Origin of the sequence: Klebsiella sp. RHBSTW-00215, assembly GCF_014103785.1 — a bacterium.
In the GTDB taxonomy this organism is placed as follows: domain Bacteria; phylum Pseudomonadota; class Gammaproteobacteria; order Enterobacterales; family Enterobacteriaceae; genus Klebsiella.
In genome coordinates, this window is record NZ_JABXQS010000001.1 from 176,112 (window position 1) to 188,983 (window position 12,872).

Sequence of the window (12,872 nt, forward strand, 5' to 3'; positions counted from 1 at the left end):
CCTTAAGCCAGATTTACCACAGAAGAGTTAAACCCCTCTGCTGTCGTTGTGTGTTGAAACCAGGCGAGCTGTTGATGTAATTGCACCACTTCACCCACCACCAGCAGCGCGGGCATCGGGGCGTCTTTCGCCAGGTTTTCGAGTTGTTGTAATGTGCCGGTCTTCACTTGCTGATCGGCGCGAGTCCCGCGAGAGATGACCGCTACCGGAGTGTCGTGGTCGCGACCATGGGCGATCAACTGAGCGCTAATTTCCGCCGCCTTCAGGCTGCCCATATAAATCGCCAGAGTCTGACCGCTTTGCGCTAACCGCGCCCAGTCGAGTGGAGAGTTTTCCGCGTTGAAGTGTCCGGTGACGAAGGTCACGCTCTGGGCATAATCCCGATGAGTCAGCGGGATACCGGCATAGGCCGTTGCGCCCACCGCCGCCGTCACGCCTGGGACGACCTGAAACGGAATGCCAGCTTCGGTCGCGGCCTGCAGCTCTTCGCCGCCGCGGCCAAAAATAAACGGGTCGCCGCCCTTCAGGCGAATCACCGTTTTGCCCTCTTTTGCCGCGTCCACCAGCATGCGGTTAATTTCCGGCTGGAGCACAGAATTGCCAGCAGCGCTTTTGCCAACGCAAATTAGCTCCGCATCGCGTCGCACCAGCTCGCGCACTTCCGGAGTAACCAGGTTGTCGTAAAACACCACATCAGCCTGCTGAATCGCCTGCAAACCTCGCAGGGTTAACAGTCCGGCATCGCCCGGCCCTGCCCCAACAAGAATAATTTCTCCAGTGCGCTTTTCCGGCTGTTTAAGTTCTTCTTCCAGCGCCTTTTCCGCTTCGGCTTTGTTGCCTGCAAGCATCAGGCTGGCAAAACGGCCGGTAAACACGCGTTCCCAAAAACGGCGGCGTTCGGCGGTGGTTTTAAGGTGAGTTTTGATATGGTGACGCCAGTAGCTTGCCGCTTCCGCCATCCGCCCCAGGTTAGTCGGCAGCAGCGCCTCAATTTTTTCGCGCAAAATGCGCGACAGCACCGGCGCTTTCCCGCTCGAAGAGATAGCCACCATCAGCGGGGAGCGGTCGACGATTGATGGGAATACAAACGAGCACAGCGCCTGATTATCCACCACGTTGACCAGCCGATAGCGTGCGTTAGCCGCAGCAAAAACGCGCTGGTTCAGCTCGTCGTCTTCGGTTGCGGCAATCACCAGGAAAACATCATCAAGCTGCTGCTCTGCAAATTCGGTTGCCCGCCACTGGATTTCCTGGTGCTCAACCTTCCCGGCAAGTTCCGGTATCAGCGCTTCGGCGACAATCTGCACCTTCGCTGCGGCGCGCAGCAGAAAAGTAATCTTGCGTGCGGCAATCTCGCCACCGCCGATAACCAGTACGGGTCTGTCTTTCAATTCGGCAAATATCGGCAAGTAGTCCACAGCGCAACAACTCTCTTACAATCAGTCATAGAGCGACTATAGGGTGCGGGTTAGAGCAAATGAAATTACGAAATGGAATGAGTTGTTACTCAAAGGAATAACGCCCTGGAAAAGCAAATATCAAAAAGTGCTTAACACGCGGTTTTTCCGGGATTTAAGAGCGATTGAAATTGTTTAACCTCGGTCACAGTTTCATACTACGTGGGTAAAATTGTTTTGATCGTGTAAGGACCCCCTATGTTTTCCGCATTGTGCCGTCGCCTGCTTCCCCTGGCGTTGGGCGCAGTTTTTGTCTTCTCCGCCGCCCCGGCATTGAGCGCCCTGGGCGACACCGCCAATGCGCAGGCTCGTCACATCGCTACCGTTTTTCCCGGAAGAATGACCGGCTCGCCCGCCGAAATGCTGTCGGCAGATTATCTGCGCCAGCAGTTCACACAAATGGGCTATAAAAGCGATATTCGCAGCTTTAACACCCGGTACATTTACACCAACAACGATCAGCGCAAAAACTGGCAAAACGTTACCGGCAGCACGGTTATTGCCGCGCATGAAGGTAAAGATCGCCAGCAGATTATTATCATGGCGCACCTTGATACCTACGCACCGCAGACCGATGCCGACGTCGAAAATAACCTTGGCGGCCTGACGTTGCAGGGTATCGATGATAACGCGCTGGGGCTGGGCATCATGCTGGAACTTGCCGAGCAGTTAAAGAACGTCCCTACCCGTTATGGGATCCGCTTCGTTGCGACCAGCGGTGAAGAAGAAGGTCGTCTCGGGGCGCAGAATATGCTCAAACGCATGAGCGAAGCCGAAAAGAAAAATACTCTGCTGGTGATTAATCTTGATAACCTGGTCGTCGGCGACAAACTCTATTTTAATAGCGGTCGCAGCACGCCAGCCTCGGTACGTAAACTGACCCGCGACCGGGCATTGACCATCGCCCGTAGCAAAGGGATTACCGCATCGAGCAATCCCGGTAAGAACCCGGACTATCCGCAGGGAACCGGCTGCTGTAATGATGCCAGCGTGTTTGATGAGGCGGGGATCCCGGTGCTATCCGTGGAAGCCACCAACTGGTCTCTCGGGCGCAAAGATGGCTACCAGCAGCGCGCGAAATCCCGTTCGTTCCCCGACGGCACCAGTTGGCACAACGTGCAACTGGATAACCAGCAGCATATTGATAAAGCCCTGCCGGGCCGGATTGCGCAGCGCAGTCGCGATGTGATGAAGATTATGCTGCCGCTGGTTAAAGAGCTGGCGAAGGCGGAGAAGAAACTTCAATCAAAATAGGCTGTTATTAAAGCCAGGCCACAAGGATTGTCGCCATGATGCACGCTCGTTTTTTCATGCTGTTGTTTCTTTTACTGGCTGTCAGCGGACATTCTGTTGCCGACAGCCAGGTCTATATCTGGCAGCGGGTCTGGAACGCCGGGCATGAAACAGCGCTGCGCCAAAGCCACGATCTTTTTTCCACTTTGCGCGTACTGGGGCTGCAAATTCATCCCCAGGAAGGTGCGCGCATTGCCCGGGTCGACACACCATTATTACAGCAGGATGGCCGCCCGGTGTGGCTGGTGGTTCGCCTCGACGGTAGCCTGACGCAGCTGGATACGGCGGCGATTTTGCCGCAGATTCAAAGCATCATCGACCGCTGGCGCAGCGCTGGCGTGAACCTCACCGCGATAGAAATAGATTACGATGCGCCCACCTCGCGCCTCGTCGAATACCAGCGTCTACTTGCTGCATTACGCCAGGCGCTGCCTCCAGACATCAAGCTCAGCATCACCGCACTGCCTACCTGGCTCGCTTCATCTCAGCTTCCTGCCCTGCTGGCCGCGGTCGATAGCTCCGTGCTACAGCTGCACAGCGTGCTGTCGCCGCAGCAGGGTTTGTTTGACCCGGTGCAAGCGCTGCGCTGGAGCGGGCAATATGCACTGATCTCCCCACATCCGTACTACCTGGCGCTCCCGGCCTATGGTTCTGCGCTGGTTTCCACGCCCGGACAGCCCGCCCGGGTAGAAAGCGAGTCGCCGCTGGGCATCGCGGGCGAGAAACAAGAACTTAGCGTATCGCCGCCGCAAATCGACGCCTTTACCCGCGAACTCGAACAGCATCCGCCCAAAAACTTTGCGGGCATCGCCTGGTTCCGCCTGCCGCTGGAGAGCGACAGCCGCGCCTGGTCGCTTTCCACCCTGGAAGCGGTTATCCACCACCGGCCATTAAGCTCCCGCTGGCAGTGGCTGGCGGTTCCTGACCAAACGAGCGCCAGCGCAGACTCCACGCTCTACGAACTGGCGATAAAAAATGCGGGCGATATTGATGCGCAGCTCCCGGCAAGCATTACGTTACAGACTGAAGATTGTCTCGCCGTAGACGGTGTGGGCAGCTACCGCTTTGACGAGCAGACATTTTACCTGACCTCCCCGGCACTGCTGCGCGCCGGGCAGACGCGGGCCATCGGCTGGGCAAGATGCCCATCGCCACCACAAGGAGAGTTTCATGTTAACCCGTAAATTACCTCTGGCCGTGCTCCTGACCACCGCGCTGGCCGCCATCAATAGCCATGCCTGTGGGCCGTACTTCCCCAACTATTTACTGCAAAACCGTAACGCCAATCTGCTTTATCTCCCGGAGGGGAGCTTTGATTTAGAGAGTAGCCGCCTGGTGCCTGCCGATCCGCGTCTGCCGCAATGGCGTGATACGTCTGGCGATAAACCCGCACCGCCTTCCGCGCAGGACGTTTTAATCAAAGAGATCCGAGCCAGTGGCTCAGTAGACGCGGCAGAAAAGTTGGCGGTCAGCCTGCCGACAGCAGCACGTCTGTATGTGCTCGGGGCGGTAGCCTTTGCCACTTACGATAATCGGGCGCGCGACTACTTTCGCCAAGTGATAGCGCTTCCTGTAGATCAGCAGGGTGAATGGGGGCTAAAAGCGCGCTACTCGCTGGCCCGGGATTTAATGGGTGACTATCCTGCGCCTCGCTCTGAGAGCGGATATCCGCTTTCCAGCAAAGATAATTCTCACGGTAGCGAGCAGGAGCTGCGTGAAGCTTTCGAGCTTTATCAGCAAATTATCGACGCTGTGCGCAATGGACAAGAAGACCCGGAGCTGCTCTCGCTGGCAAGCCTCGGTCAGCAGGGACGCATCAAACACTGGCAGAGCGAACCGCTTGCCGCGGCCCACCTCTACGCCCAGCAAGCGGCTCAGGGTTCGCCCACCGGCAGCCTCTCCTTACGCTATACCGCCGATATTCTGAGCCATCCGGAAAACGAGAACTTCCTGCAACCGGGCATTGACGATCCGGTTATTCAGCAACTGCTTATTGTGAGTTTTTTCACGCGATCTTCCAATTCCTTGTTCGAGCCAGAACCCAGACCCAATAACGAGAAAGAGATCAAAAATTACCATAATGAGGTGATAGCTAAGCTGGCGCAGAAAATAAATTACGACATGCCCGGCAGCGATCGTCTGATCGCCCTTGCCTACCGCAATGGCCAGTATCCTCTGGTGACCCTGCTGCTGAAAAATGCTAAAGAAAATGGGCTAACCGCATGGGTGCAAGCCAAAATGGCGCTGCGAGAGGGAGATGTAAAAGCCGCGACCGCATGGTATGCAAAAGCCGCCGCGTCGTTTCCAGTAAACGAAGTATGGGGTCCCCAGCCTGATAATAGTGAGATTGTTGGCGATGAGTTTGTTATTCCGTCCTGTCGTATCAATGCCGAGCAGGCGATCCTGGCGTTAAACCGTAACGACTATCTGGAGGCGATGCGCTTAATGTACAAAGCCAAAGACAGCTACTGGCCGGACTTAGCGCAGATTGCCGAACAGGTGCTGACGGTAAAGGAGCTTATCGCGTTTGTGGATAAATATGTCCCCGCGCCGAATCCTCCTTTACTCAATCAGCCTGAAAATACCGCACGCTATAGCGCTGACGTCAGGCTGCGCGCCCTGCTCGCCCGCCGTCTGATGCGTGAAGGTCAGTATCAAAAAGCGCTGACTTATTTTGCCATTCCCGAGGATCGAGAAAGGGCTCTCTCATTTATTAATACCGTGCCAAAAAAAGGGCAAAAAATAGCGACAGCGCAGGCCTGGTGGCAGGCCGCGCTAGTTCTGCGCAATCAAGGAATGTGGCTGACTGGCTATGAGATGGCCCCGGATTTTGCACTCTTCGACGGCGGGTATTCCTGGCCATATTACGACTGGGGCCCGGAAGAAAATCCGGCGACCAAATCGTGGATTAGCGCTGGTGAGCGCTATCGCGTTCAGCTCTCGCAGCCCAAACAGGATAACCATTTTATGCACTATCGCTGGCAGGCGGTGAAGCTTGCAGAGAAAGCCGCCGATTTATTGCCGCGCAAATCACAGGCCTATGCCGCCGTACTGTGCAATGCGACAGGCTGGATATGGGCTCAGGACCCCCAATCAGCACGACGTCTGTACAAGCGCTACGTGAAAAACGGCGCACCGTTCCCGTGGGCAGAAAATTTTGGTCAGAATTGCCCGAAGCCGGAGTTTACCGCACTCAACAATAACGAAAAAATTTAGAAAGGCACCGAATAACTCATTAATCATTTACGTAAAAAAATCCCGGCAGCGCCGGGATTCATATTAATCTTTCAACCTTCGTGCAACCCGCACTCTCTTTTCAACCCAAAGAACCGCGTTTCTTCTTCCGCCATTCCCGGTTCCCATTTGCGGGTGGTATGGGTATCTCCCACCGACAAATAACCCTGATCCCACAGCGGGTGGTATTTCAGGCCGTGTTTTTGCAGATACTGATAGACGGTGCGGTTGTCCCAGTCGATGATCGGCAGAATCTTAAATACGCCGCGTTGGATTGCCAGCACTGGTAAATGTGCGCGGCTACCGGACTGCTCGCGGCGCAGGCCCGCAAACCAGGTTTGCGCGTTCAGCTCTTCCAGCGCCCGGTTCATCGGCTCAACCTTGTTGATGTCATTGTATTTCTCAATGCCTTCAACGCCCTGCTCCCACAGCTTGCCGTAGCGCGCTTCCTGCCAGGCGGCGCTCTCCTTTGCCCGGTAGACCTTCAGGTTCAGATTGAGTTTGTCCGTTAACTCGTCGATAAACTGGTAGGTTTCCGGGAACAGGTAGCCAGTGTCGGTCAGAATGACCGGAATATCCGGGCGAACCTGACTGACCAGATGCAGGCTTACCGCCGCCTGAATACCAAAGCTCGAAGAGAGCACGTATTCGCCCGGCAGGTTTTCCAGCGCCCACGCAACACGCTCTTCCGCGCTCAGCTTTTCCAGCTGGCTGTTGGTTTCCGCCAGTTGCAAAACGCGATCGACCTTCGGTAATTCGTTAAGCACGTTTAGATCGAGTACGGACATAAAGACCTCATTTGTTTGTTCCCCTCACCCCGGCCCTCTCCCCAAAGGGGCGAGGGAGAAAAGACAGCTCCGGTGGCCTACTAGCCCCGTAGGAACGGGGAGAGAAAAGACGGCAACGAACTATCCCCTCTCCCCCACGGGGAGAGGGTTAGGGTGAGGGGTGACGGTGTTATTCCCAGAAATCCCGGGCTGGGTCGAGCACCGGGCGAATGATGCCCGCACGCACCGTAAAGTCGCCGAAGCCTTCACCCGCTTCGCGCTCTTTCGCCCAGCGCCCTACCAGTTCGTCAAGAGAGTCGAGAATTTCCGACTCGGTAATATTTTCCCGATACATGCGCGGAATACGCGTCCCGCTGCGGTTACCCCCGAGGTGCAGGTTGTAGCGGCCCGGCGCTTTACCCACCAGACCCACCTCCGCCAGCATCGCGCGGCCGCAGCCGTTCGGGCAGCCGGTCACGCGGGTGACGATATGCTCATCAGCGACGCCATGCTTGCTCATCACTCCCTCAACTTTATCGGTGAACGATGGCAGGAAGCGTTCGGCTTCGGCCATCGCCAGCGGACAGGTCGGAAACGACACGCAGGCCATGGAGTTTTCACGCTGCGGCGTGACGGCATTCATCAGACCGTGATCGCGGGCCAGCTTCTCGATCTTCGCCTTCTGATCGTCAGGAACACCGGCAATGATCAGGTTCTGGTTGGCCGTAATGCGGAATTCACCTTTATGGATCTTCGCAATCTTCAACAGGCCAGTTTTCAACGGACGCCCCGGGTAATCAAGGATACGACCGTTTTCAATAAACAGCGTCAGGTGCCAGTTATTGTCGATACCTTTTACCCAACCGATGCGATCGCCGCGGCCGGTAAACTCGTAAGGGCGAATCGGCTCAAACTTGATCCCCGCCCGGCGCTCCACTTCCGCCTTGAAGGTCTCAACGCCGACGCGCTCAAGAGTATATTTGGTTTTGGCATTTTTACGGTCGGTACGGTTACCCCAATCGCGCTGGGTGGTCACCACCGCTTCCGCCACCGCCAGAGTGTGCTCAATCGGCAGATAGCCGAATTCGCTCGCCGTGCGGGCGTAGGTTTTCTTGTTGCCGTGCTCGATGGATAAACCGCCGCCAACCAGCAGATTAAAGCCCACCAGCTTGCCGTTTTCGGCAATCGCTACGAAGTTCATATCGTTAGCGTGCAGATCGATATCGTTCTGCGGCGGGATCACCACGGTCGTTTTGAACTTACGCGGCAGATAGGTCTGACCGAGGATCGGCTCTTCATCGGTGGTGGCGACCTTCTTCTGATCCAACCAGATCTCTGCATAAGCGCGAGTACGCGGCAGCAGGTGCTCGGAGATCTTCTTCGCCCATTCATAGGCTTCAGCATGAAGCTGAGACTCGTTCGGGTTAGAGGTACACAGCACGTTACGGTTCATATCGTTAGCGGTCGCCAGCGCATCCAGCCCGACCGAATGCAGCATCTGGTGCACCGGCTTGACGTTCTTCTTCAGAATGCCGTGGAACTGGAAGGTCTGACGGTTGGTCAGACGGATGCTGCCGTAAATGGTGTTATCGGCAGCGAATTTATCGATCGCCTGCCACTGTTTAGTGGTGATCACCCCGCCCGGCAGGCGGCAGCGCAGCAGCATCGCATGGCGCGGTTCCAGCTTCTGTGCCGCACGCTCGGCGCGAATATCGCGATCATCCTGCTGATACATGCCGTGAAAGCGGATCAGCAGGAAGTTATCGCCTTTAAAACCGCCGGTCAGACCGTCGTTCAGATCTTCCGCAATGGTGCCGCGCAGGTAGTTACTTTCGATCTTCATGCGCTCGGCATCGACCAGTTTACCTTCGACCACCAGCGGGCCTGGATGTTTTTCGCTCATTAGTAGACATCTCGCTGATAACGGCGCTCAACGCGCAGCTCACTTAAAAATTCGTCCGCCGCTTCGGCGTCCATCGCGCCAAATTCGGCAATCACTTCCAGCAACGTCTGCTCAACGTCTTTTGCCATACGATTGGCATCGCCGCAGACATAAATATGGGCACCGTCGTTAATCCAGCGCCACAGCTCTGCGCCCTGTTCGCGCAGTTTGTCTTGTACGTATACTTTTTCTTTTTGGTCGCGAGACCAGGCCAGGTCGATGCGGCTCAGTACGCCCTCTTTGACGTAGTTCTGCCACTCCACCTGGTAGAGGAAATCTTCGGTAAAGTGCGGGTTGCCGAAGAACAGCCAGTTCTTGCCTTCTGCTCCTTCTGCCGCGCGCTGCTGCATAAAGGCGCGGAACGGCGCGATGCCGGTACCCGGGCCAATCATGATAACTGGCGTCTCTGGGTTAGCAGGCAGACGGAAGTTATCGTTATGCTCGATAAAGACGCGAACTTCGCCATCTTCTTCGACGCGGTCGGCAAGGAAGCTGGAAGCGCCGCCGGTGCGGGCGCGGCCTTCGATGTCATAGCGGACAACGCCGACGGTAACGTGCACTTCGTTTTCGGTTTCCGCCTGCGAAGAGGCGATAGAGTACAGGCGCGGCGTCAGCGGGCGCAGCAGGTCAATCACTACCTGAGCATCCAGTTGCGCCGGAGAGAAACGCACCATGTCGACGATCGGCGTGGTCGCGGCGTAATGCTGGAGCTGTGCCTTATCGCCCACCATCGGCAGCAGAGATTCGCTGCGGGTTAAGGTGGCGTAGTTCTCAACGATATTGCCGGTGTTAACCGTCAGCTCGAAGTGCCACTCCAGCGCTTCAGCAAGCGGCAGGGTTTTACCGTCAACTGTCACCGGTTCCGTGCCCTGCAGCCACAGCAGCTCCACCAGTTCTTTGACCAGAGCAGGGTCGTTCTGGTACCAGACGCCCAGCGCATCGCCCGGCTGGTAGCGCAGGCCGGAGTCGCCGAGGTCGATTTCAATATGGCGCACATCTTTTTCTGAATCGCGACCGGTGATTTTTTGATTCGCGGCGAGCGTCGCGGTCAGCGGCGCTTCTTTGGTATACGGGCTGGTGTGAATCTCATTCACCGCCCCGCTGGTCACCAGTTGGGACGGCGCGGCAGCAGGCGCGCGGGCTTTCAGCGCCTCAACCACGCGGGCACGCCATTCAGCGGCGGCACCCTGGTATTCCACATCAGAGTCAACCCGGTCGAGCAGGCGTTCACCGCCCAGTTCGGCCAGTTTGTTATCAAAATCTTTACCGGACTGGCAGAAGAATTCATAGGAGGTATCGCCAAGGCCAAATACGGCAAACGCAGTATCGGTCAGCTTCGGCGCTTTTTTCGAAAACAGGAACTTATGCAGCGCGACGGCTTCTTCCGGCGGCTCACCTTCGCCTTGCGTTGACGTCACGACAACCAGCAGTTTCTCGGAGGCAATTTGTTTGAATTTATAGTCGCCTGCGTTAACCAGCTTCACGTTCAGTTGCGCGGCCTGCAAATCGTCACGCAGCGCTTCAGCGACGCGGCGGGCGTTGCCGGTTTGCGATGCCGAAATAAGGGTAATGGAAGGGACTTCAGCTGCCTGGGCTGGAGCGACAACCGCCGCGCCGGGCTGCTGGTTCAGCACGCCCCAGAAATAGCCGGAAACCCAGGCCAGCTGGGTTGGCGTGAAGTCAGTCGTGGCCGCCTGAAGGCGCGCCATTTGCTCCGGGTTAAGCGGTAGCAAATTAGAAGGTGGGGCCTGTGTCGTCATGCGTCGTTATGTTCCAGTAAGCAAAGCTGTTAGTCGCAGCCTGTCAGCGCGATAAAACAAAAGAGAATGTGTTCACTCTAAATAATTCGAGTTGCAGGCAGGCGGCGACGCAGCGAATCCCCGGGAGCTTACATAAGTAAGTGACTGGGGTGAGCGAGTAAAGCCAACGCACATGCGGCTCGAAGTATGACGAGTGATAAGGGTAACGGTGCAGATAGTAACAATTAAAGAAGGGATGGAAATAACAAATAACCAAATGGACTAACCTGTTTTAGTTATAGTTATTAACAACAAAATCGATTAAATAACCCCATGATATATAATAATTTAATTCCAATAAACCAGATGAATATGTCCATTTTCTGCTCAGGGCCGTTTTAGTTAATGCGAAAAAAGGTGCTTTCCGGTACCCTACGGCGGTTTTTTTGCCATATTGAGAATAAAAGATGTCCACCACGCTGTTTAAAGATTTCACCTTCGAAGCCGCTCACCACCTGCCGCATGTACCGCAAGGGCATAAGTGCGGTCGCCTGCACGGTCACTCTTTTATGGTGCGCCTGGAGATTACCGGTGAAGTCGATCCCCATACCGGGTGGATCATGGATTTTGCCGAGCTTAAGGCCGCATTTAAGCCGACTTACGACAGGCTGGATCACTACTATCTGAACGATATTCCGGGACTAGAAAATCCTACCAGCGAAGTGCTGGCAAAATGGATCTGGGATCAGATGAAACCTCTGGTTCCGCTACTGAGCGCGGTGATGATTAAAGAGACCTGCACAGCGGGCTGCGTCTATCGCGGCGAGTGATTAAAGCGTTTGTGTCGGCGGTCAATATTCCTTAAATAACGTCATGTTAGCTTATGCGCTCTGGATATCTGGGGCGCAATATGGCTGACGATTTTGATATTATTATCATTGGTGCAGGGATGGCTGGCACCGCTTGTGCTTTACGCTGTGCGCGGGCAGGACTTTCCGTTCTGTTGCTTGAACGCGGAGAACTTCCCGGCAGTAAAAATCTTTCCGGCGGGCGGCTGTATTGCCATGCGCTTGCCGAACTCCTTCCTCATTTTCAGCAATCCGCTCCGCTTGAACGCCGCATAACCCAGGAAAGTCTGGCCCTGATGACCGCAAACGGCGCAACGACGTATTCCAGCCTGCAACCCAACGGCGACTCCTGGAGTCTACTGCGCGCCCGCTTCGATCCGTGGTTTGTCGGCCAGGCCGAAGATGAAGGCGTCCAGTGTATTACCGGGGCGACGGTCGAGGCGCTGTATCGTGAAAATGGTCGGGTCTGCGGCGTTATTTGCGATAATGAAACCCTGCGCGCCCGCTACGTCGTACTGGCGGAAGGGGCTAACAGTGAGCTGGCGGAGCGGCATGGTTTAGTGCCTCGCCCTTCCCCATCGTCAATGGCGTTAGGGATTAAAGCGGTGCTGGCGCTGGAGCAAAAAACGCTGGAAGATCGCTTTCGCCTGGAAGGTAACGAGGGGGCGGCGATGCTCTTCACCGGCGGCGTCTGCGGAGATTTGCCCGGCGGCGCGTTTCTTTATACCAATCAGGATACCCTCTCATTCGGCATTGTTTGCCCGCTCTCCTCGCTGGGAAAAGGCGCGGCTCCGGCCTCTGAACTGCTGGAGAATCTCAAATCACATCCGGCCCTGCGCCCTTTGCTACGTGGGAGTGAAACGCTGGAGTATGGCGCGCATCTGGTGCCCGAAGGCGGTCTGCATAGCATGCCCGTGCAGTACGGCGGAGACGGCTGGCTACTGGTTGGCGATGCGCTGCGCACCTGTATCAATACCGGCTTTACCGTGCGCGGGATGGATATGGCGCTCATCGGTGCTCAGGCGGCAGCGCAAACGTTGATTCGAGCCTGTCAGCAAAGCGCGCCGCAAAACCTGTTTGCACAATATCACCAGGACGTTGAGCGCAGCCTGCTGTGGGAGATTCTTCAGCGCTATCAGCATGTACCCGCGCTGCTGCAACGCCCCAGCTGGTATCGCCAGTGGCCTGCGTTAATGGAAGACATTTCCCGCGAACTTTGGCTGCAGGGCGCGAGCCCGGTTCCGCCGCTGCGCCAGATAGTCTGGCGTCAGCTTCGCCGTCACGGCCTGCGCCATCTGGCAGGCGATCTTGTCAGGAGTTTACGATGTCTGTAGCCCGCAACGTCTGGCGTCCCGCCGACAGCCCGCATATTGTTCCATCCGCTTCACCGACTCCGGAAATCGCCGAGTTGCTGATTCAATCCTGCCCCGCCGGGCTTTTCTCACGCACGGCGGAAGGTGAGCTGCGGGTCGACTATCGCGGCTGCCTGGAGTGCGGCACCTGCCGGTTGTTATGCGATGAGGCAACGCTGAAAGAATGGCGCTATCCTGACTCTGGTTTTGGTATTACATTCCGTTTTGGGTAATAAAGCT

10 protein-coding genes are annotated in these 12,872 nt (G+C 56.2%); 6 read left to right on the forward strand and 4 right to left on the reverse strand.

Annotation, left to right across the window (positions count from 1 at the left end):
• Positions 1–2 precede the first annotated feature (2 nt).
• A complete protein-coding gene (cysG, locus tag HV127_RS00910) occupies positions 3–1,409 on the reverse strand; it encodes a siroheme synthase CysG (RefSeq protein ID WP_182240515.1) in 1,407 nt (468 codons plus the stop codon).
• Between the two features lie 246 nt (positions 1,410–1,655).
• On the opposite strand from cysG, the gene HV127_RS00915 reads away from it, so the two are divergent.
• The 3 genes from HV127_RS00915 to HV127_RS00925 are packed head-to-tail and all read left to right on the forward strand — an operon-like array spanning position 1,656 to position 5,966.
• Positions 1,656–2,711 carry an aminopeptidase gene (locus HV127_RS00915; RefSeq protein WP_182234518.1) on the forward strand — a complete coding sequence of 352 codons (1,056 nt, stop codon included), beginning with the start codon at positions 1,656–1,658 and terminating at the stop codon, positions 2,709–2,711.
• A 35-nt stretch (positions 2,712–2,746) separates the two neighbouring features.
• On the forward strand, positions 2,747–3,934 hold the full coding sequence (locus tag HV127_RS00920) for a DUF3142 domain-containing protein (RefSeq protein WP_182234520.1): 1,188 nt from the start codon (positions 2,747–2,749) through the stop codon (positions 3,932–3,934).
• A complete protein-coding gene (locus HV127_RS00925; RefSeq protein ID WP_182234522.1) occupies positions 3,921–5,966 on the forward strand; it encodes a hypothetical protein in 2,046 nt (681 codons plus the stop codon). Before HV127_RS00920 ends, HV127_RS00925 begins: the two co-directional genes overlap by 14 nt.
• A 71-nt stretch (positions 5,967–6,037) precedes the next feature.
• Here the strand turns inward: HV127_RS00925 and cysH are convergent, their stop codons facing one another.
• The 3 genes from cysH to cysJ all read right to left on the reverse strand — a co-directional run bounded on the left by cysH (position 6,038) and on the right by cysJ (position 10,453).
• The gene (cysH, locus tag HV127_RS00930) at positions 6,038–6,772 is read right to left on the reverse strand and encodes a phosphoadenosine phosphosulfate reductase (protein ID WP_182234524.1); all 735 of its coding nucleotides are present in this window, start codon (positions 6,770–6,772) and stop codon (positions 6,038–6,040) included.
• Between the two features lie 169 nt (positions 6,773–6,941).
• Positions 6,942–8,654, reverse strand: coding sequence for an assimilatory sulfite reductase (NADPH) hemoprotein subunit (gene cysI, locus HV127_RS00935; RefSeq protein WP_182234526.1), 1,713 nt, complete (start codon positions 8,652–8,654; stop codon positions 6,942–6,944).
• Positions 8,654–10,453, reverse strand: coding sequence for an NADPH-dependent assimilatory sulfite reductase flavoprotein subunit (gene cysJ / locus HV127_RS00940; protein ID WP_182234528.1), 1,800 nt, complete (start codon positions 10,451–10,453; stop codon positions 8,654–8,656). The genes cysI and cysJ overlap by 1 nt, the downstream gene beginning before the upstream one ends.
• Before the next feature lie 446 nt (positions 10,454–10,899).
• Between cysJ and queD the strand changes: the two genes are divergently transcribed.
• The 3 genes from queD to HV127_RS00955 all read left to right on the forward strand — a co-directional run bounded on the left by queD (position 10,900) and on the right by HV127_RS00955 (position 12,865).
• Entirely contained in the window at positions 10,900–11,262 is a 363-nt protein-coding gene (queD, locus tag HV127_RS00945) for a 6-carboxytetrahydropterin synthase QueD (RefSeq protein ID WP_182234530.1), read from the forward strand.
• Positions 11,263–11,342: 80 nt separating this feature from the next.
• Complete coding sequence (locus HV127_RS00950; protein WP_182234532.1) at positions 11,343–12,614, forward strand: FAD-dependent oxidoreductase; 1,272 nt, start codon at positions 11,343–11,345, stop codon at positions 12,612–12,614.
• Complete coding sequence (locus HV127_RS00955; protein ID WP_181485108.1) at positions 12,605–12,865, forward strand: ferredoxin family protein; 261 nt, start codon at positions 12,605–12,607, stop codon at positions 12,863–12,865. The genes HV127_RS00950 and HV127_RS00955 overlap by 10 nt, the downstream gene beginning before the upstream one ends.
• Positions 12,866–12,872: the final 7 nt, after the last annotated feature.

What these genes read in the sequence shown, in the direction of transcription:
- HV127_RS00915 (WP_182234518.1), top strand. Translation starts at nt 1,656, where the DNA reads ATGTTTTCCGCATTGTGCCGTCGCCTGCTTCCCCTGGCGTTGGGCGCA.
- HV127_RS00920 (WP_182234520.1), top strand. Translation starts at nt 2,747, where the DNA reads ATGATGCACGCTCGTTTTTTCATGCTGTTGTTTCTTTTACTGGCTGTC.
- HV127_RS00925 (WP_182234522.1), top strand. Translation starts at nt 3,921, where the DNA reads ATGTTAACCCGTAAATTACCTCTGGCCGTGCTCCTGACCACCGCGCTG.
- cysH (WP_182234524.1), bottom strand. Translation starts at nt 6,772, where the DNA reads ATGTCCGTACTCGATCTAAACGTGCTTAACGAATTACCGAAGGTCGAT.
- cysI (WP_182234526.1), bottom strand. Translation starts at nt 8,654, where the DNA reads ATGAGCGAAAAACATCCAGGCCCGCTGGTGGTCGAAGGTAAACTGGTC.
- cysJ (WP_182234528.1), bottom strand. Translation starts at nt 10,453, where the DNA reads ATGACGACACAGGCCCCACCTTCTAATTTGCTACCGCTTAACCCGGAG.
- queD (WP_182234530.1), top strand. Translation starts at nt 10,900, where the DNA reads ATGTCCACCACGCTGTTTAAAGATTTCACCTTCGAAGCCGCTCACCAC.
- HV127_RS00950 (WP_182234532.1), top strand. Translation starts at nt 11,343, where the DNA reads ATGGCTGACGATTTTGATATTATTATCATTGGTGCAGGGATGGCTGGC.
- HV127_RS00955 (WP_181485108.1), top strand. Translation starts at nt 12,605, where the DNA reads ATGTCTGTAGCCCGCAACGTCTGGCGTCCCGCCGACAGCCCGCATATT.